The organism is Ureibacillus thermosphaericus, assembly GCF_012396605.1.
GTDB lineage: Bacteria > Bacillota > Bacilli > Bacillales_A > Planococcaceae > Ureibacillus > Ureibacillus thermosphaericus.
Genome location: NZ_JAAXPW010000015.1, coordinates 47,010 through 67,422 on the forward strand (window position 1 = coordinate 47,010; position 20,413 = coordinate 67,422).

Consider the following 20,413-nt stretch of genomic DNA (forward strand, 5'->3'; position numbering starts at 1 on the left):
CTACCTTTATTTTTTTATTTTTCCAGCGCCACAAACTGCAAATCCATAGCCTTCATGGGCGTTGTAATCCGTAAATGGCTTGCCAAAAATTTCGTCAACGAAAACATCTACATCGCCTTCTTCTACTTGGACATATAAAACTGTACCTGCAGGAATTGCATTCATCCGCGGTTTTGGACGATTGTTCACGATATCCCATCCTCCGATGACGATTGGGCGGCTAGTCGCTACAGCAAGCAATTTGCAAGTAATGTTTCGTTGACAATTAGTGTCAGCGTCTATTTTAAATACGAGTTCATTTGTTTCCTTATTCCATTGAGATGGACGATTTCCATATTCCCAAATGGCAGGCGTCAATAAAATAATGCGTGCAACTCCTGTTTCCTTAATCTGTTCTTTCACGACTTTTATTTCTTTCTCTGAAAAATCCAGAATATTAGTTGATGTTACTTCTACATTCCATGGTCTTCCTTCTCCGCCGAATTTTGCTTTTGTTACATTTTCAAAGCTTGGACCATTTTGAATCGCCACGAGAAATCCAGCATTCTCATAATCTTTTTCAAACCGTAAAAATTCCATATTATAAAGCATGTTTTCTTCTGCAGTTCGACGTTTTCTGTTTAAGGCAACGCCAATTTTCATCTCCGTTTTAATCCACTTGGATGCTTTCTCTGCCTCAACCTCCAACGAGTAATCAAGCAATGCACTTTTAAAAACTTCTTCGGGAATAAAGTAGTCAACAGGTCTTGACGACTTCTCCTTTTCTGTTCCAAACAATTGATAATGTGATTCATTGGAAGCTGGCGTTGAATCTTTTCGAAGCTCCAACGGTATCGCTGTTCCCATTGCTCCCTCCACATTGTCGAGCACTTGATAGTCAAGGGGCAACGGCAAAATTACTTGTTTCCCGTCATAAAGAAACACACCTTTAATGGAAAATTCCCCAACTTCTTTCGGCGACCCCATCCACTTTTTTAATTCTTCATTGCTTTCATTTTCAAATTCATTAAAATTGCTATGGTGATAAATATAAGCACTTCTTAATGCACCGTAAGCAGTGCTCAATCTTGGTGGGAAAATGCCCTTGATAAAGGAGCTGCCAAATTCAAAATCCCGATGATTTCGAAAAAAGAACGTATCAATTGGTTTTAATATAATATTCATTTTGTTGATCATCCTTTTTTTGTTTAATAAATCTAGCAATCTCTAATAAGTGGATGAAATTTAACGTGCTTGGCGTTGCTTCATGCAACTCGATCAGTTTTTGTACGAGTAAATCAATATTCAATGACGAATTACCGTTTTCTGATTTGGCTCTTTTCAATAATCTCGTAAATTCTACTTGGAACATTTCTTTGTTCAATAGGGGGTCATTTTCAAAAACAGTGATTTTTTTATCCCACTTAGATCCGATGAGAGGCAATAATTCTGATTGTAAAGTGTAAAGAAACGTACTTGCTAAATCTTCACCTAATGCAGTACTTAATTCATTGATATAGTCACTGCTGTAAACTCCATTGCTCAATATCCAAGGCAATGTCACAGAACGAATTTCCCCGTTTGTATAAGTTGCAATTGTATAAGCATCTTTTTCCTGACCTGTTGTAGCATTTTTATAGGATTTTGATTTTTTCTCTAAAGTTCTCAATTCCGATAAGATATATTGCAACGGCGTTTTGACATAGGCGATACAAATGGCGCCGGAAAGAGAAGCTCCTTTACCAATTCCCTTTTCCGGATCTGCAAAGGCTTGTCTTAATTCTTTTGCTGCATTCAATGCCTCATCCATCGGCAAAAAAGCTAGTACATCATCTCCGCCTGCATAGACCAGCTTTCCATTATACTTTTCTATAATTTTCGGAACGATTTCCATAGAGTAGACGCTTAGTCTCTCGCTTAAATTGCGATTCCTTGCTTCCGCCTGCTCATTTCCATCATGCGCAAAAAATTTTCCCATATTATCTCCATCGAACATGATGACTGCGTAATAGTTTGATGGTTTAACGATTTCTTGAATGGAAGGATATCTTCCAAAGAATCGGGAAGAACCATTTGCTTTTAATTCCCTAAAATATTGACGAGCATATCGTTTTGCTAAACAAATGGAACATAACAATTCGTTATCACTGATTCGAGGATGTTTAAATTCATGACCGCGGTGTTTCCACATTTCCCTTAATTTTTTTCGCATCTCCCCAATGGAATACTTTCCAATATCTTGGATATCATGCAACGCCTCCCTTTCATTACAAACAGTACATACTAATCCTGATTGGTCTATCTGCTGAAATTGCAAATCATTTTTTACTGACGCCAATCGGTTTTCTAACAATGCCCGAGCCGCATGATAATCACCATGATGATTGTCTATTTTCTCAATGGTCCAATAAATTTCTAATAATTGATCAACTTGTTTTCTTTGAAGATTGAATAACTCTTCTTTATTCACTTCAGGAGTATTAAAGACTTTATTCACCGCATCTTCACATAGGGAGTAAAATTGTTGTTTTATGTGTTGTTCAACCTTTTTAGCAAGTTCGACGATATCATCTTCCGGTGCATCGATTTCTGCAACAAAGCGGTTTGGTAGTGATGCTACTTCGATAGTAGTGTCTAATTTTGGATTTTTCAGTTGTTCGTAGATTATGTAAGGAGAAATAAGAACAAAAGGATAATGCTTTTCTTCTGCAAATTCATAACATTTTTTAATTGCTTCTTCTGCTAAATAGGATAAAATGTAACTCCCACTCCATAAATCTTCTACTTTCCGAGCAGCTGCAATAAAAGACTGGACGGGACCAATACTGAAAACGATTAATGTGCGATTTGTCATACTTTTACACCGACCCATTGTAAAAAATCATTTTTTGCTTTGATGTATGTTTCATGATTTTGATTAATTGTGATGACTTCCGATATAATCGGATAATATTTTCCCCCAATTTCTCTCACTGTCGCGATTAGCGGGGAGGCAACGCGGATTTTTTTGTTAAATACAACATTTCCTAAATATCTTTGATTATTTTTTAAATCGATTTTATTTGCTTCGTGACCCGCATTACTAATGGCTTTTCGAGCTGCTTCTCCACTGTTAAAAGCTTTGCCAATCCATATAGAACGCAGCGTTGGACTCTGACTTAACGGAATATTCTCTTTAACTTGGAGCAAATGATGCGGAGAATTGAGTTTGGTATTAAAGTATTTCATTTTATTAATTTTTTGTAAAAGATTTTGAATCTCCGCTTTGTAATCTTCAATAGAGTGAAATTTTTTCTCTGTTTGCTGTAATGCGCCAGCTCCTCGCCGTGAACGTTGCCCGAAGCCTGCCAAGAGCAGCATCAGCTCAAAATATGCCTTGAACTCTTCAAAATGTTTCGAATCTTTTTGATAAACCGATAAATCTATATCAAATTCTTTGTTTATAATTGCGGATACATCTTTAGAAGTATTTTTTTTATGTGGCCTTGACACTGCATTATAACCTTTATTTACCTCATTTACCGGAATAGATATCATCACTTTAGATTTATTTGATTGATTAGCCGCATGTCCAAATAGCTTTCCTTCTTTTTGAAATAAATCCTTATAATTTTTAGTCTCATATTGCAAAATCCTCCACCAATACCGGTACACCCCTTTGATTGAAGCGGCCCGTGTTTCTGCTACGGGATTAGCACCTCTTGGTTGTTCATTCCATCCATGCATCATTAAAGGAGTAATCGTTTTGACTCGATATCTTTTTTTCTGTATTGCACTTATTTCCAACAATTCCTCAATGTTTACTTGTTTTTGCAAGGCATTTTCACACACCTCTCATTACAAATTAAAACTGTATTACTATTTTATAACATTTATTGTATTTTTTACAGAACTAATAAATTAACTATACTGCACTTTCTATAATTCTATATTCCTATTCAATAACAAAAATATGCCAATATAAAGAATTCTCTTACTTTGTTTGAAAAGTTTCGAGGGCAGATTAAGAGGTCAAAGTTTCATAAGAATTGAGGCGATGTGCAGAAGCTGGGTAATAGACGAAAAACTTTGAAGGTCGTTGAAGTACAAAAAAGCAAGTTCACAATAGATTTCCTTCTTCACAAGGATCCATTGGAACTCACTTCATCAATCATCCCCGTGAACAGGGCGTTCCTCCTCACATACATACAAAATCCTTGAAAATTGCGCACTGGTGTTTCAATCCCCTAACCTCGGGGTAGTCATTGATATTTAAACTTCTTCTAGATACGCAAGGTACTCCAAATGAAGAAGAGGAAGACCAGGAAGATGAAGATGACGAGTTTCAATCCCATGATATCAGGGCAAATATTGAACTAACGAAAATTTTTTCATTCCATGATTCCAGATCCTCACTTCAAACAGGAGACAACAAAACTGGACAGGGTGAAGGTGAGTTTCAATTCCCTAGTTCAGGACTATCTTGGTAACTAAAAAAACACGAACATATTAATTTTAGACACGAAATATTTCAATCCCCTACACCAGGATACTCAAAAACACAATGTTGGAGTAATTCTGAGCGGAAAAAAAGGAATGGGGTTTCAATCCCCTGAAATAGAAACATCAGGACTATAAAAATAAAAAACCCTCATAATTGAAAGTTAATTATAGATTTATAAAATTGTTTTTTTATTATAACAAAATATTAGTAATACTGGAAGTTTTAATCAGTTTCAAATTGTATTTTCAGTCCAATCATACATAGGAATACTGTCGTTGGCTGCTTGTACAGTTATCGTTGGCCATGATGGAAGATATGGTAAAAAGTTAGAGATTACAATAAAGCCAATAATTAACCATACTCTTAATTTACTTCCGATATTTTTTTTCAATCAGTTTTCACCCCCTTTCTAAGTGAGTAATTCTTTACCATAATGGATTTGCATAATCGTGTTTCTTGCATCGAATGCCATCCATTTCAAGACACTTATATTGTGGTTCTCGTACATGCATAATAAATTCCTCTTTCAATTGGTTGACACCTATTTGGATTTCATACCCATCAATATAAATCAATTCCATATTTTCGAAGAAAACATCATTTCTATTTATTCTTGCCTCTTCCGCTTTTTCTGCAATCATCGGACTCAAAATATCAACGAATTTCTTAGGGTACGCGATTTTTAACCATGCTTGAGCTAATTGTTCCGCATCTTTTTCACGATAATCGAAATTGATTTTACCCATATCCTCCCCATGACCTATGAAATATAACATGACATTTTGTAGTCTCTTGATAGGGTTTTTATATCCTTCTCGAGTTACTTGAATTTCATGAGCATAAGCAAATCCAGTCATTGGTTGTATCTTTAAGTCTAACGAACGTAACTCGTCTAATCCCTCTTGATAAATTTTTAAAGATTTAGGATTCAAATCAAAAGAATTCACTAGAAACGGCTTTCTTTCCGTAAATACATCTTGATTTTCTTTATAAATAGCGATTAACTGTTTTGCGATTTCATCAGAAGTATTTAACATAATAAGATCCGAATCATCTTCAATTTTTTCATCTTCCTCAGTTGGCAGTCCGATATTATTCATGGCTCTGTACATGAAAACCGCATAATGCATACGAGATAACGGTTCTGCTGGGCGGAACGTGCCATCTTCAAATCCAGTTGTGATGCCAGCTTTTTGAATGGCTTCTATATATGAAGCAAAAGGATGTTCCATTGGGATATCTTTAAATGTTTGTTTCGTTACCTTTGCTGGAATATCCAAATTGAAAGCAATGGCTAACGCTTTCGCCATTTCACCGCGCGTCATATTTTGAGTGGGATTAAAGAATCCTTTACTATCCACTTCAAAAATACCCGCCATTTGAAGTTCTTTAATTTGGTCATGGTAAACATGTGTTGGTGGAATATCCCGATATTGTTGATATGGTACAGTTGGTTTTAGGTCTGTTGCGCGGCTAACTAATACCGCTGCATGTTGACGGCTAATCATTTGATTCGTCTTGAATGTGCCATCTTCATAGCCTGTAATAATGCCTTTGTTCACCATCTCATTAATAATGTCAAAATACGTATGTGTTGTCGGTACGTCTTTGAATGTTTTTACCGCCGCAACCGTATAAACCAGTGTGCGTAATTCTTGTTGTAATGTTTCAGCATTTACTTCATTCACCATTGGATTGAAAACAGTTGGTACTGTTAAAGCCAATGCTAATGCGGATGCTGCGATAAATGACTTTTTCTTACATAATTTCATATACATGACTCCCTTCCTAGAAACTTCTTTCTATACCTTTATTTTACCTTATATGCCGATAGTCGCAAATTTCGCTCGGTTGTTACGCTTTTAAACATGCTTCGTCAAAGGGAGTTGTGAATAAAAAACAGCTAAACAGGTTCGTTATCATGCAATACTCAACGATTATAAATGATTGCCATTAAAATAAAAAAGCTTAGAGGATACCGCTTCCTCTAAGCTATCCGTTTAGAAAATAAACAGCTTACTACATCTCATTTTCCTTTAGCATTAATACTTTCCTAATCTCGGTTCAATACCTTCTCTTTTAAGGCGATGCATAAAGGTAATAGCTTGTGCTCGCGTCAAGTTGCCTGACGGGTTAAAGTTCAAATAATCTTGTGGTTTAGAAACATTTGTACCTGTCGTAATTTTATTTTTATACATCCAATCTACTGCTTCTTCCTCTGACATATTTTGACCTGTGTAAACTTTTGCTAACATTTTCGCTACAAGACCACGACGCAATGGCTCGTTCGGCTTTTTGCTCACTTCAATTTTTTCTCTTACCGCAATTTGATAATATGTGTCATACCAGTTCCCATTCGGCGAATCCTTTGCCTCATGTGGCAACGCATATCTTAATAACATCGCTAGCCATTGAGCTTCCGTAATATTTTGATTTGGATTTAAACGATTTGTTACTGGATCCCCTTTGATGACTTTGTTTTGAATGCCCCATTCAAAAGCTGGCACCCAATATGCTCCTGCTTCATAATCTTTAAATTTCTCTATCGAAATGTAACTATCAGCTAATCTTAAAGTATATGGAACTTTATTATTGTTCCCTTGATCATGGGATACTTTAATTGTGTAGAAACCTTGTACTAAATCTAGATTCCCTATTTTTTCAACCGATCCATTCCCATTAGCAGTATAATAATCTTTCCGCACTTTTCCTAATGAATCGGCAATTTCTACTTTAAAAGTAGTCCCGCTCAATTGAGTCATATACACATCAACATTTGTTTGCCCGTTAATATAGAGGCGATAGTAATCTACATCATGATTTGTGCTTAATACCCCTTTTGCAAACTGCCCTAAGTACATTTCATTAGCAGTGGATGGAGTATTGTTCAGTTCTGTTTCAAAATTCGCATCCGCTCTGAAATTCACAGTGAAGTTATAAGGGATATTATTTAAATCTCCCTCTTTAGTAAGGATTTTTAAATAATAAGTTCCTTCTGGTAGCCCAGTATGGATAATTGTTGTTGTACCGGAAGCATAAGAAGTTTCCCAAGTTTCTATTGGATTTCCATTGGCATTTAACAAAGACACTTCAAATTTCGTTTTAGGCGATTGAGTGATGTTCACCTTTACCTCACTATTTGCTGCTAGCTTGAAAGAATAGAAGTCACTCGTTGGATCTGCCCAACCTGCATACGTTGTATTGAGTAAAATAGGATTTGCTTTATTTCGATCATTGTTATCTTCTTTTTCCACAAGATCTGTTGCTGTATAATTAACTCTTAATGTATATGGCGCATTTGTGCTATCGCCTTTAAAGTGTTCAACTTTTATATAATACGTTCCTTTATCTAATCCTTGGAAGAATAGCGTTTCTACTCCTTGATTTGGAGCACTTTTTGTTTCATATACTTCCAATTCTTTATTAAATGAATTGATAAGCGTTACGCGAAATTGGGTTTTTTCAATATTTGTCATCCCTACTTCGATTTTCCCTGCTCGATTTAGGGTAATTTTATAAAAGTCTTTATCATTTAAATTTGCGATGTTTGCATTCACAACTGCTCGGCCATTTTCAAACTTAAGTTCTTTTGCTTGGGATATAGAGTCATTTGGCTCGTTTTCTGCCGCAAAAGCTGTACTTATCGTAAATATAAGTGCAGCTACCATCGTAAAAACTTGCAATAACTTTTTCAACGCAATTCCTCCTCCTACCTAATTGTGTTTTCTAGGTATAATGTTAACAATAGAGGAATTGTTTGGTAGACCCATTTTCAAATATGGTCCTATATGCCTTGAAAAGCTACTAGGCATTTTTATGATGGTGCCCAACATTTCTTGTGAGAAACACAGTTTCCAGCATCTCTATGTTTGGCGCTTCATTCTTGGTGCCAGTTACTTTTTGTATAGTGCAAGGTACTCATTTAGATGGTACCTAGAATGTTTTGAACTTTTAGCAACTTCATATACTTACTTTTACTGACTGAATTGCTTTTGCAATGTTACGCGAATGTATATTACTTGCGTTTAACTTTTTCAATTTAACAAAATACATACCTCTCTTTGAAATATAGTAAGCAAGTTCTTCTTCTATTTCTGCAGGCACCTGATTTTTTGTAATGATATCTATGATTAAATCTTGTATAGCCCATTGATCATGATAGGAAGCTAACTCCCACATTTCTTTTAAGCATTCCAATTGGATAGCAGAACTTTGTGGTACAGCCTTAAAAAATCTGTTGAGGAAATAACCAAATGAGTTCATTGCACTGAATGGCCATCCTACTCGTGCATAACAATGGTTAAGATTTTGAATAAACAATTTTATAAATTTTAGCGCTTTATCTTCTCCTATATCTGATACAAACTTTGATATTTCGCTTATATTATCAAAGTAGTTTATTATAGGCTCGATAAAATCGTAATAAACATGATCATATATATTTGATTTCATAATAACTTCGTAAAGTTCTTTCGACTCAACACCGTTTTTTTGACTTAAATATTCCCTCACAGTCATATGCTCCCAATTTAAAAAACTCAACTTTGATTGCAGCATCTTATTTTTGAGCAATTCCTTTTTTAAAATAGAAACATTTTCAAATCGATCCTCTATTTTTTCAGAAATTGCACCTTTAATAATGAATTTAAATGCTGATGGAGCATCACGCAAATTGCTTGGTTCTCTTCCTGTAAGAACAAAGTATAATATTTTCCCTAAGGAATATATATCGCTCTGAATAGTTGCATCCTTTAATTTATCTACTTGTTCTGGTGCTGCATAGTAATAAGTTCCAGTACAATATCCACCTTGAGAAAATCTAGAATAATCCTTTTCTACCCCAAAGCCGCTGATGTACCATTCCCCATCTATTAATAAAATATTTTGTGGAGTTAGATTTCGATGTAAGATACTTCTAGAATGCGCAATTGATATTCCATCAAGAATACGTTCAAAAATATTGGTACGTGTTTCAATATTTAAGTGTTGATGATTACTTGTTATATATTGTTGCAAATTTTGTTCTGCATAAGGCATGATATACCACAGTTCATCTTCATTATAGGCTATTAATGGAACGATATGTGGTTCCCCTTTTAGAGCATGCAATATTTCAATTTCTCTTTTAAATCTTTTTACAATCGCTTCATCGTTAATAAATTCTCTCTTCAATTTTTTAACAGCGTATTTGTGGCCATTCTCATCAACATATCTTGATACTATTGTAAATGCGCCTTCACCAATCATATCTTCATATTGTAGTTCGCATAACATGGCTTCTTCTTCCTTTAATGGGATTTTATTTTCATGGTTCAATTTAAACAATTCTGAAAGTATTAAGAATGTGTTGCTAAATAGAAAACTCCACTTATGCATTATTAATATATTGTGATCCTGTACTGTCACTTCATTAACATGAAAATTTATAGAATCAGGGACATTACCATTTCATCATTATTTAATAATTGTATATCAAGTTCATACTACATTTATTCTTTTATTCATAATTAGGGATATTCTATTCATAAGTGTAAAAGAAGGTAGATCAATTATAAGAAAAAACGGCACAAATTCTTGTGTGTTTAGAATTTATGCCGTTTTATCATCCTTATAAAAAATTTTTAGTGATAGGTGCTTACTCATACACCTTTCTGTCTCATCTCGCCAAGTAGTGATGCCAAGCACTTACTAAGGATTCCAGCGACTCTTCCGCTGCTTCTCTGCTTTCTTTCACCACACCAAAGTAGAATTTACATTTTGGTTCAGTTCCGGATGGACGGATCGTTACCCAGGAGTCATCTGCCAACACAAACTTCAATACATTTTCCTTAGGCAAAGTTAATGGCTCAGTTGTGCCGTCCACCAAATATGCCAAACCCTTCCAGTAATCTTCCACCCTTACTATCGGCACGCCATCAACTTCCTTTGGTAAATCCTTACGCAACCCATCTAAAATGGCTTTCATTTTCTCTTGTCCATCTTTTCCTTCAAACACTTTTGACACTAGAGCCTCACGATAATAACCAAACTCCCCATATAACTCTTCCAACACTTGCGACAATTTTTTTCCTTTCGTAGCATAATAGGCTGCCATTTCAGCGACCTGAATCGCTACTTGCACGGCATCTTTATCGCGAGCGAATGGCTTAATCAAATAACCGTAACTTTCTTCATATCCAAATATAAATGTATATTCTCCCGTTTTCTCAAACTCCGCAATTTTTTCAGCAATGTACTTAAATCCAGTTAACGTGTCAAAAGTCTTTACATTGTATTTCTTCGCAATCGCAGTACCCATTTCTGAAGTTACAATCGTCTTCACCATCGCGCCTTTTTCCGGCAAAGTGCCTTGCTCTTTCTTCGTCTCTAATAAATATTGTAATAATAGAGCACCAAGCTGATTTCCTGTCAAATGCTCATACTTCTCCCCGTTCCAAACAGCAACACCGAGGCGATCGGCATCTGGATCGGTCGCCAATAACAAATCTGCCCCAACTTTTTCTCCCAACTCCGTCGCTAGCTTAAAAGCAGCAGGTTCTTCAGGATTCGGGTAAGCAACTGTTGGAAACGAACCATCTTGAGTTGCCTGGGATTCTACTACATGAATATTTGTAAATCCAAATGCCTCTAATCCCTTTGTTACTGGTACAAAACCTGTCCCGTGCAACGGGGTATACACTATGCTTAACCCGAGAGCTAAGTCTTGTCGATTCTTTAACGTCAATAAATTTGCCAAATACTTTTCATCATACTCTTCTAAAATCCAATGCAATAAACCTTGCTTCTCTAATTTATCTTCAGACGCCACTTCAATCGCAAATATATTTTCAATCTTTTTCATATAATCCACAATTGTTTTCGCTGCTGATGGAACTAACTGCGCCCCATCTTCTCCATACACTTTAAAACCATTATACTGTTTTGGATTGTGGCTCGCCGTAATCACAACACCTGCGAAGGCATGTAACTCTCGAACAGTAAAGGACAATTGTGGTGTTGGCCGCGGTTCCTTATATAGATAAGAAGAAATTCCATGAGCCCCTAAAACACGAGCCGTCTCCAACGCAAATTCATAAGAATAATGCCGAGTATCATAAGCGATGACGACTCCCCGGCGTTTTGCTGATTCCCCTTGAGAATCGATATAACAAGCTAGCCCTTCAGCAACTCGACGAATTGTATAGATATTCATGCGATTCGTACCAGCACCTAGGATACCGCGCATCCCTGCTGTCCCAAAGGATAAATATTGATAAAACCGGTCCTCAATCGCAGCAAAATTTTCTGCAATTTGCTCCAGTTCTTCTTTTAAATAATTCGGCAAGTCTTCATTTTTCCATTGTTGATAAAGTTCTATCACACTCATTTTGACACCTACTCAATAACGTAATTGTACCTTCATTTTCATGCTTTTAATTATGGCATAGATAAACTAAAAAACCAATGTTGTTACTATAATTAGGAATTAGAGTAATTTTAAATAAAAATGAAAAGAGCAAATTGGAAAACGCTTCGTTTTCACAATTCGCTCCTTTTTCGAGACCATTAGATTGTCCCTTTATGATGAAGAGGAGAATGGCAACAATAGTTTAACAGATTTTAAAAAATATTCCATTACAAATTGATAAATCTTCTTCTGCCTGAAATATATTTTGTTTCACATAACAATGCAAGGGCAAGTCTTCTTCTTTCCCACACTTTTTCCGCTGATAATCGAATAAGAAAGCGTTCGTTATTATGGAATATAATATAGCAATGATTTTTATCAACAGGCTGAACTTTGAAAGTTAAATCGATAACCCATAATGGTTCTCGGTAATCTTTATATGGAAATTGACAGGCTACAATTCCTCTTTCTTCTGAAATAATGATGGGCGGATTTTTCCGTTTTCTTAAAATTCTTCTCGCTGATTTTAGTCGCCCATTTAAATCCGAACCGAAATAAATACAGATGTCATCCAGAAGTTGATACGTGTTTTTGGTTGAAGCTATTTTCCCATAATCATAAGTCAAAACCTGAGATGAATGCACTTCAGTATAGAAAGGAGTAATTGCAAAAACATTAAAATTTTTCATCATGTCCAATTCATTGAATTCATTCATACAATAACTTCCTCCTATGCTAATTTGCTTCATCTATTTTGTAATAGTAAATATATAACGAACTTCTCCAACTTTATGTATAAAGGATAATAGAATTGAACCGTTTTTACTACTTACAACTAAAATTATACAGAATAAACAAAAAAATACAATACAAATTATGGAATTTTTAAAATTTTCTTTAATTTATAGATAATAGTATAGAAAAATCTAGTAATTATTAGTAGAAAATCATGATAATAGTCGATTCGAAAAAATATAAATCTTCTCTTACGATAGTAGCACCCGGGAATATTGATCAGTACTGATCGTAGGAGAAGAAGGATGGAAACATTTGATCAAGTACTCGAACAATATACACCGATGATTTATAGCGTAGTAAAACGAGCAAAGGTGTACAAAAACCACGACTATTATCGTCATTGTGCAACAATCGCATTATGGAATGCATGGAGAAACTATGAACCTTCTTACGGCCCATTTGCACCATATGCTTATCGCACAATGCTCACGACGATTTACCGAGAAATGAGCAAGGAAAATCATTATGAGAAACATTGTACAAGCTTCGACAAAGAAACTCTTACATTTTTAGCACAACAGATGGAAATCAAAAACGGTGGACATTCAAGTTGTTCGGATATGTTTTCGAAGCTAGAGACAATCGTGTCAAAGGAAGAAATGGAACTGCTGTTGGATCTTTATGTTTACCGATATAAATACGATGAACTTGTCGAAAAATACGGTGTTTCGGTATCAGCATTAAAGAAACGGAGGGATCGATTGATCAAACGGTTGCGGGAAGAGTTGGGGTGAGAGTGGGATCAGTTAGCAGCTATGTATTGGGTGCCTGATAGTTGTCTCAAATTAAAGAATAGATACAAGGTACCTGCACAGGTGCCTAGCACAGTCATAAAATCAAAGTAGTTTTGTGCTGGGCACCTATATTGAACTTTCAAATCTCCATGCATCTCTACACATGTCAATAAGATTTCGTGTTGCTTTCCAACCTAATTCTTTTTCAGCTTTCGAAACGTCTGCGTAACAAACGTAAGCGTACAGGTTTGAGAGGTCCACGACTCGTTGAGGGTGGAGGTGAATCAGAATCGGATTCCAAATTGACAGGGACGATATTTACTTTTTCAACTGCCAAACAAAAACACCTCCTCTGTAATCGATAACTCTATCTTACAGGGAGGTACGATGGATTGATAGGCTCTATAATATTTGGTGTTAGTGAGTAAAAACCAGCACCCATTTTTTGAACAAAAAAATGAGACATGTGACAAACTCTGGTAAAATGTAATCGCCAAAACACATTTCCCAAAGGAGTTGTGTCACATATCTCACCATCCTTCTATACGAAACCTACTCAATATAAAAGACAAAAATATCACATTTGATGAAAATTTTGTTCTACCGAAACGATCAAAAAAGTAAAAGCGAAAGTCTTTCAAGGGACGTTAACGTATCAACCAAAAGCTTGTTATGCTTGTGGACATGTCTTCGATGATCAAATCATTAAACACGGTTTTAAAACGTCTCTCATTAAAATGCCTAGCATTTCAGGTTTTCATACCTACTCAAAATTGCGTAAACAGCGTTATTTCTGTAAACATTGTCATGCCACGTTTACTTTAAAAACGAGCGTCGTGGCTAAAAACTGTTGTATTTCCAACAATACCAAAGTATCGATTGCTTTAGACGCCAAAGATAAAATATCCGAAAAAGATATTGCGTTGAAACATCATGGTTCTCATTCCACTGTTAGTCGTGTCATTGACAGCTTTTATAGCTACTATCAACCAAATGTTCACTACCTTCCACAGCTTTTGTGTTTTGATGGGTTTAAATCGCAACTAGAGCGATGTCCTTTATTTTCTGCGACTCTGAAACGGGGGAGATGGTGGATATCGTGGAGGACTGAAGATTACATCCTCAAAGAGTATTTCTTACGGTATTCCAAGAAGGCGAGAGATGCGGTAAAAACGATTGTCATCGATATGTATAGCCCTTATATTTCCTTAATCCAAGAAGTTTTCCCTAAAGCGGAAATCATACTCGACAAATTCCATATCCTCCAACGATTTAGCAGAGCATAGCTTAGTCACTTTCTAATTTCCAAAAAAGACAACTAAGAAAGAACTAGGTCAGTTCCTCTTCACCTTCACACCCAAAGCCCAAAGGCTGAGTTGATTGTTCCATGTACCTTGTAATAAGCGACAAAAAGCTAGTAAGTGTTTACATTAGCATCTCTTTGTTTCCCGATTTATTGTTTGTAAAATACAATGAGATTACGTTTTAAACAATTTAATCTGCTTAGATTGTATACCAAGGTTCTTTGCAAAGGCATCAATGCGTTTGATGTCACCAACACTGTACCAACTGATGAGCCATTTCATATTTGACGATTTTTTATTTTTTCTAATAATCTCTTTAAAGTAAGGATAGTCAACTACCGAAAGAGAATGACCTATAACAACTACTGTATCTATATCTGCAAAAGCTAAGAATGTTGCTTTATTCGCTTTAATCACATCACTGGATTTCTTGGCAGTTGAAGAATAGTAATTACCTAATTGATACCCAGCGGTTGCATGCAAATCATATGTGGTTTGGTTCTTCATTCTTAACCGATCACTTTTAAAATCGCTTGGATTTAAATCTAGTTCATGATTAGCCATGTCAGAATGTCCTAAAATCAACTCTTTGTTTGTATCCCGTCTATCCCCGTGGATATAGAGAATATTTCCTTTTGGCACTTTGTAAATTGTCTCAAGGAATTCTGTGTAATTAAAATTTATATACCTTGCCTCAGTATTTATGATCTGTTTGAGCGGTGTGTTAGAAATAGTTGGTTTTAAAGTAACTATCCATTTCCTAAAATTCTTTGGCAACTCGTCCATAATAGTGTATGTGGGGGACATAGCTGCTTCAGATGCCATGAAAAAGTCTGCTGCAGAAAAGTCATCATCATGTTGTTCTTTTACGTCAAAAATATCCATCCAATCATTAAGCGTAACGAGCAACGCTTCGTCATCAAAATAAGCAAGACTTTCCTCGAAATCGGCCCATAAGTCTTCTTTTTGAATATACATTTCCAGTGTTTTTCTAAGTTCATTACGGCGTCCTAAAGAATCTCTGAAATGATAGTAACTTGATGGCACACCATGCATGAGATCAAATCCGTTTCCTATAATGTAAAGGATCGTATTAGGATCTGCCGATTGCATTTCTACTTCTTCTACCTGTTCAAATTGCAAATTTGCTAAAACACGATTTAATTCCTGTTTTTGACGTCTCTGTTCAAGTTGAAACTTCCTTTTTTCACGGCATGATTTACATCTCTTAGGAGTATGAAGGCCTTTCTTTTTATAAAAATTACTTTCTCCTTCTGTAAAAAATGCTGCATGACACTCCTTACACTTCAATAACAACACCTTTTCATGCGACACAATCACACCTCTTTTCTGATTGATGAATAGAGCTAGTGGTAGTTTTACTATTTTAGGACTAAACTTACATCCAACCTAGTCCTTTTTCTATTTATGTAATTCATAGAGAAAATTTAGCTGCAACAAACTCCTCAATATTTCTATACTGATTGATTTCACCTTGAAATGACTCTGCCGTGAATACTTTAAATGGTATACCCTTACTTTTATAAAGACTCTCATTTATAAATTGCAAGTTCTTGCGTGTGCGCTCATCGTTATATTGTTTGTAGTAATGAACTATCACAAACAGTACGTTCTCCTGATCTTCAATAATCTGATTCAACAAAACATACTGTCCTACTAACAGCTTTGCATAGTTTCCCGAATCTATTTCAAATAAAATTCTTTTACCATCTATTTCAATCATGTCGTCAACGGAAATACTGACATCGGCATCGTAATTTTTATATGTCTGAGAGCCCTGCAACAAACCAGTTCCGAATCTATCAGAGATTAACTGCTTAAATTTCTTTTCATTTTCTCCTGCTTTTGACAATGTTTAATCCACCCTTCTCTCCCATTCTACCAAATCAAAAAAAGAACCAACCAGAAGGCTAGTCCTATCAATCATCGTATTTGAATCGCCAAGCCTTCCAACTGATTGACGTCTAAAGCAGTTACAATTCCGCTTTCCATACTTTGCATCATTTCTTGCTCTTCTTCCGCACTTAGTTTGGCATCCAATTGATGAATCAGCCGATCCAGTGAAGCTAATCCTTTCCACTGTTTATTCTCAATCAACTGCTCTGCAACGGTCTGTTTCCTTTCTGAAGACAGACGTGAGTAGTTGGATAGCGGCAATGTCTCCAATTGAGCCTGCAATTCTTCTACATCATCTATTCCAGCTAAACGAGCAACTTGTTCTTCCAGTGCAGAAACTGCTTCTTGAATAGAAGCCACTGGTACGTCACCGCCCAATTTCTTCAGTAAATCGTTAATCACATACTCTCGACCAGCCCTACCAAGATTGATGAACGCATCACCAGCTTCCACAATTGCTTTTTCCATTAGTTCTTGTTCAGGAGATAGTTGCGGTTGTTCGGTTTGCTCAGATGGTAATGATTTGACTAAGGAATCAAGTTTTGCAAGCAATTCATTCTTCATTGGGCATGTTTGAACAGAAGCAATCTTTGTTCGTAATTGCTCCGCATGTTCTTTCGTTTCAACAGACTGAATCGCTTCTTTCACTTCATATAATCGTCTAAGCCAATCAATGCGAAGCATCACTTCTTCCTTCTCATCAATTGAAACTCTGAAGTTATCATTCTCTTGTTGAATAGCATTTAATTCCTCTTTATCTATTTCCAGAGAAGTTTCTAATATGCTGAGCCTTTTATTTATATCATTGTATAAGTTACTCTCATCTATGCTTCCTGTAAAAGTGAAACGTACACCTTTAGTAGAGGCATTAATTTCGTTTAGTAGTTCCGCCTCACTTGATGGTAAGGATGAAAAGTCAATCATGCATGTACCTCCTAATATCACACGCTACTATTATTATAAAGGTTTTTGGTAGAAATAAAAAGAGGTTCTAAGTCAAATGTTGGGGGTGTACTAATTTTAGTGCACCTTTCTTGCGAAAGGGCGCCCGTTTCCGTTACGGAGGCGACGCTTTCCCCGAATTATTTGAGTGCCTGGCACTTTTCATAAGTGAATGAAAGAAAAGCCAATCACCGAAGTGACTGGCTTTTTCTAATATAATACTAAAAGCTATTAGTTTCCAAGTACTACAGCAATAGCAGCATCAATGTAAGCATTAGCTTGCTTTAGTGTAGTTACTTTATCTTCATCATTAAAGTTCAATGGAGTTATTGTTGGTGGATTCCCACCGTCAGATTTAGTTAACTTATTAATTTCTTCAGCTACAGCTAACTTTTGTGAAGTTGTTAATGCTACATAAGGATCATAAGCATACGCATCTAGCGCATCCTTAGTGCTAGTAATAGTAGCATCTGCTAAATTACCAATAGTATTAAATTCTGCAACCTTAGCAGCATGGTCAGCAAGTGCTTTTTGAATAGCATGCGTAGCATAAGTTGGTGCTGGAGGTGTAGAATCTTCATGGTTTGTGACATTTTCAACAGTTAACTCATCTGCTAATTTGTCACGGTTGTCAATAATGAATTGTGCTACTTCAAGTTTAACTTGAGAAGAAGCATTTAAATAAGCAGTTGTCGTTGTGTTAGCTTCAACACCAGCAGCTAACTCAGTGAGAGCGTTACGCACTTCAACAACAGTAGCATTTGTATCTTTTAATGTTGCTAGATTTTTAGCTACATTAGCCTTATTATTAACACTTGCAATAGCAGTTTCAACATTTTCTTGTGTAGTTACTTCAGTATTTGCTAAAGCATCACGATAGTCAGCTAAACGAGTATCTACCACTGTACTCATATCAAACTTACTTGTGCCTAAGTGGCTAGTTACATCAGCTAATTTTTGTAATTTAGCTTTTACGTCAGCTAAATCAGTTGTAATAGTAATAGTATTGATAGCAGATAATGCTGCGGTATCTGCTGCTGTTACTACATCTGTTCTTAATTGAGATACATCAGTTGTACCAGAAATATTAGCAGCATTCTTAGCAGTTAAATACTCTGTTTTTAAGTTAGCATTTAATGCAGTTGCTGGTAAGTTAGTTCCATCTAACGAAGATAACTTAACTAATGCATTATAAACAGTTGCTGGTGTAGTAGCTTCTTTTACTCCAAAAATAGCAGCTTTAATTTCTGATGCCTTAATAGCATCTGCTTTCGCAGTAGCAGGAGCCACATCATCAGCAACATACTTTTTAATTAACTCAGTTACAGCATTTTGTGTAGCTACTGTAGTAGATGCCTCATTTGCTTCTTCAATTTTCGTGCTATTTACTGAATCAACAATAGCTTGAATTTTAGCAACAGTATCAGTGTTTGTTGGTGTAGCTTTTGCTGCTACAATTGCTAAGTTGTAATCAACAATCCAATCAGGATTTACACGAGTAAATACTTTACCTTGTAAAGCTGCTAATAATTGAACTTGGTTTGTAGCATCGTTAACAGCTTTAACTGCTGCTGCAGCTTCTGAAGCTGTTAATGAAGTTTCATTTGTTTTATCAATAATTGTTTGAATATCTGCTAATTTTTCTTTTGTTGTAGAAGCATTGATAGCTGTTAAATAAGCTGTAATATTTTCATCTTTAACATTTGATAATCCAGCTTTTTTAAGAGCCGCAAGTAAAGCCACCTCGTTACCGTTTAAAGCAGCTGTTACGATATCATTGTAATTTTTAACCGCATCGTTATCAAATTTAACACCACCAACTGTCCACACGCCAACTGGGTCAACAGATAAAGGTGTTTTAAACGTTAATGTAGCTTCTGTTTCGCCAACTTGTAAATCAACTGGTACAACCTCTACTTTATTTCCGTTGTTATCTAAAATTTCAGGAGCGAAACCTGTTTTTGCTTCTGTTAGAGGTTTAAAAGTTACTTTCACAGTTGTTTTAGTAATCGCACTTACACTCTATCAACATTCCAATTATTTACACGATAAATTTTATTGAGTTTATAACACTTAATATAATGCAATTTTTGAAGACGTAGCTCAATTTTTTATTCTCATAGATTCTTGGAATAGCAAGAAAAAACTAAGCAAGAAACATTAAAAGATAACTTACCTGAAAATAGAGGTGGTTCAAGAAAATAATTAGTTAAGATTTTGGGAAATTTATTTTATCATATGTGAAATTCTTTAAAGTTTGTGTAAAATTTCTTTAATTTTTTTGTCAATGTTGAAATTATCTAAGTCTTTTAATTTAAGAAAATCCTTGATTTTCTTTACAAGTTCTTTCTTCTGCGCGTCAAGTTCACCGGGTTTCGTGTCAAGCTTTTTTATTTCTTATCAAGCTACAGGGTATCTTGAACCTTTAATACAAGAAAATCCTTGATTTTCTTTACAAGTTCTTTCTTCTGCGCGTCAAGTTCACCGGGCTTCGTGTCAAGCTTTTTTATTTCTTATCAAGCTACAAGGTATCTTGAATCTTTAATACAAGAAGATCCTTGATTTTTCTTTACAAGTTCTTTCTTCTGCGCGTCAAGTTCACCAAATTTTGTGTCAAGCAAAAGGTATCTTAATCTTATAACAAGCTCATCAGAGTCTGTAACAGTCTTTCCATATTTTTTAAAATAAATTAGAGGTTTATGTATTCTATCTTTAACCACATGAAGCTCGTTTATTAATCCCAATCGAGTAGGAGGGAGTGATTAGCTCCCGTCCTCTCACACCACCGTACGTACGGTTCCGTATACGGCGGTTCAATTAAGATAATTGACGCAAGTTTTCATAACTTCCGTGAATAGCTTGTCTTCTT

Annotated in this window: 16 protein-coding genes; 3 read left to right on the forward strand and 13 right to left on the reverse strand. The window is 35.6% G+C overall.

Annotated features, from left to right (window positions below):
• Positions 1 to 6 precede the first annotated feature (6 nt).
• Genes cmr3 through cmr1 form a run of 3 tightly spaced genes read right to left on the reverse strand, consistent with a single transcriptional unit; the run spans position 7 to position 3,795 of the window.
• Entirely contained in the window at positions 7 to 1,164 is a 1,158-nt protein-coding gene (gene cmr3, locus HF990_RS07800; protein ID WP_168412362.1) for a type III-B CRISPR module-associated protein Cmr3, read from the reverse strand.
• Positions 1,139 to 2,833, reverse strand: a complete 1,695-nt coding sequence (gene cas10, locus HF990_RS07805) for a type III-B CRISPR-associated protein Cas10/Cmr2 (protein WP_168412363.1) — start codon at positions 2,831 to 2,833, stop codon at positions 1,139 to 1,141. Before cas10 ends, cmr3 begins: the two co-directional genes overlap by 26 nt.
• A complete protein-coding gene (gene cmr1, locus HF990_RS07810) occupies positions 2,830 to 3,795 on the reverse strand; it encodes a type III-B CRISPR module RAMP protein Cmr1 (protein ID WP_168412364.1) in 966 nt (321 codons plus the stop codon). Before cmr1 ends, cas10 begins: the two co-directional genes overlap by 4 nt.
• 428 nt (positions 3,796 to 4,223) lie before the next feature.
• Here cmr1 and HF990_RS07815 point away from each other — a divergent pair, with 428 nt between their 5' ends.
• Entirely contained in the window at positions 4,224 to 4,448 is a 225-nt protein-coding gene (locus HF990_RS07815) for a hypothetical protein (protein WP_168412365.1), read from the forward strand.
• A 246-nt stretch (positions 4,449 to 4,694) separates the two neighbouring features.
• On the opposite strand, the gene HF990_RS07820 is transcribed toward HF990_RS07815, so the two are convergent.
• The 6 genes from HF990_RS07820 to HF990_RS07845 all read right to left on the reverse strand — a co-directional run bounded on the left by HF990_RS07820 (position 4,695) and on the right by HF990_RS07845 (position 12,565).
• Complete coding sequence (locus HF990_RS07820; RefSeq protein ID WP_168412366.1) at positions 4,695 to 4,853, reverse strand: hypothetical protein; 159 nt, start codon at positions 4,851 to 4,853, stop codon at positions 4,695 to 4,697.
• Between the two features lie 34 nt (positions 4,854 to 4,887).
• Positions 4,888 to 6,234 (reverse strand): S-layer homology domain-containing protein, encoded by a 1,347-nt coding sequence (locus HF990_RS07825; protein ID WP_168412367.1) that lies wholly within the window; start codon positions 6,232 to 6,234, stop codon positions 4,888 to 4,890.
• 270 nt (positions 6,235 to 6,504) lie between these two features.
• Positions 6,505 to 8,157 carry an S-layer homology domain-containing protein gene (locus tag HF990_RS07830; protein WP_168412368.1) on the reverse strand — a complete coding sequence of 551 codons (1,653 nt, stop codon included), beginning with the start codon at positions 8,155 to 8,157 and terminating at the stop codon, positions 6,505 to 6,507.
• A 265-nt stretch (positions 8,158 to 8,422) separates the two neighbouring features.
• Positions 8,423 to 9,778 (reverse strand): serine/threonine-protein kinase, encoded by a 1,356-nt coding sequence (locus HF990_RS07835; protein ID WP_168412369.1) that lies wholly within the window; start codon positions 9,776 to 9,778, stop codon positions 8,423 to 8,425.
• A gap of 340 nt (positions 9,779 to 10,118) precedes the next feature.
• The gene (locus HF990_RS07840; RefSeq protein ID WP_168412370.1) at positions 10,119 to 11,828 is read right to left on the reverse strand and encodes a phospho-sugar mutase; all 1,710 of its coding nucleotides are present in this window, start codon (positions 11,826 to 11,828) and stop codon (positions 10,119 to 10,121) included.
• Positions 11,829 to 12,076: 248 nt separating this feature from the next.
• Complete coding sequence (locus tag HF990_RS07845) at positions 12,077 to 12,565, reverse strand: competence protein ComK (RefSeq protein ID WP_016839611.1); 489 nt, start codon at positions 12,563 to 12,565, stop codon at positions 12,077 to 12,079.
• A 324-nt stretch (positions 12,566 to 12,889) separates the two neighbouring features.
• Between HF990_RS07845 and HF990_RS07850 the strand changes: the two genes are divergently transcribed.
• On the forward strand, positions 12,890 to 13,381 hold the full coding sequence (locus HF990_RS07850; RefSeq protein WP_168412371.1) for a sigma-70 family RNA polymerase sigma factor: 492 nt from the start codon (positions 12,890 to 12,892) through the stop codon (positions 13,379 to 13,381).
• Between the two features lie 611 nt (positions 13,382 to 13,992).
• Positions 13,993 to 14,667 carry a transposase gene (locus tag HF990_RS15300; RefSeq protein ID WP_168412376.1) on the forward strand — a complete coding sequence of 225 codons (675 nt, stop codon included), beginning with the start codon at positions 13,993 to 13,995 and terminating at the stop codon, positions 14,665 to 14,667.
• Between the two features lie 192 nt (positions 14,668 to 14,859).
• On the opposite strand, the gene HF990_RS07860 is transcribed toward HF990_RS15300, so the two are convergent.
• The 4 genes from HF990_RS07860 to HF990_RS07875 all read right to left on the reverse strand — a co-directional run bounded on the left by HF990_RS07860 (position 14,860) and on the right by HF990_RS07875 (position 19,539).
• Positions 14,860 to 16,020, reverse strand: coding sequence for an AbiH family protein (locus tag HF990_RS07860; protein WP_168412372.1), 1,161 nt, complete (start codon positions 16,018 to 16,020; stop codon positions 14,860 to 14,862).
• A gap of 100 nt (positions 16,021 to 16,120) precedes the next feature.
• Entirely contained in the window at positions 16,121 to 16,558 is a 438-nt protein-coding gene (locus HF990_RS07865) for a hypothetical protein (protein ID WP_168412373.1), read from the reverse strand.
• 71 nt (positions 16,559 to 16,629) lie between these two features.
• Positions 16,630 to 17,526: a hypothetical protein gene (locus HF990_RS07870; protein WP_168412374.1), complete on the reverse strand. Its 897-nt coding sequence runs from the start codon at positions 17,524 to 17,526 to the stop codon at positions 16,630 to 16,632.
• A gap of 249 nt (positions 17,527 to 17,775) precedes the next feature.
• Positions 17,776 to 19,539, reverse strand: coding sequence for a hypothetical protein (locus HF990_RS07875; RefSeq protein ID WP_168412375.1), 1,764 nt, complete (start codon positions 19,537 to 19,539; stop codon positions 17,776 to 17,778).
• Positions 19,540 to 20,413: the final 874 nt, after the last annotated feature.

Coding starts and splice junctions, on each gene's coding strand:
- HF990_RS07840 (WP_168412370.1), bottom strand. CDS start 11,828: ATGAGTGTGATAGAACTTTATCAACAATGGAAAAATGAAGACTTGCCG.
- HF990_RS07850 (WP_168412371.1), top strand. CDS start 12,890: ATGGAAACATTTGATCAAGTACTCGAACAATATACACCGATGATTTAT.
- cmr3 (WP_168412362.1), bottom strand. CDS start 1,164: ATGAATATTATATTAAAACCAATTGATACGTTCTTTTTTCGAAATCAT.
- HF990_RS07870 (WP_168412374.1), bottom strand. CDS start 17,526: ATGATTGACTTTTCATCCTTACCATCAAGTGAGGCGGAACTACTAAAC.
- HF990_RS07825 (WP_168412367.1), bottom strand. CDS start 6,234: ATGAAATTATGTAAGAAAAAGTCATTTATCGCAGCATCCGCATTAGCA.
- cas10 (WP_168412363.1), bottom strand. CDS start 2,833: ATGACAAATCGCACATTAATCGTTTTCAGTATTGGTCCCGTCCAGTCT.
- HF990_RS07845 (WP_016839611.1), bottom strand. CDS start 12,565: ATGAATGAATTCAATGAATTGGACATGATGAAAAATTTTAATGTTTTT.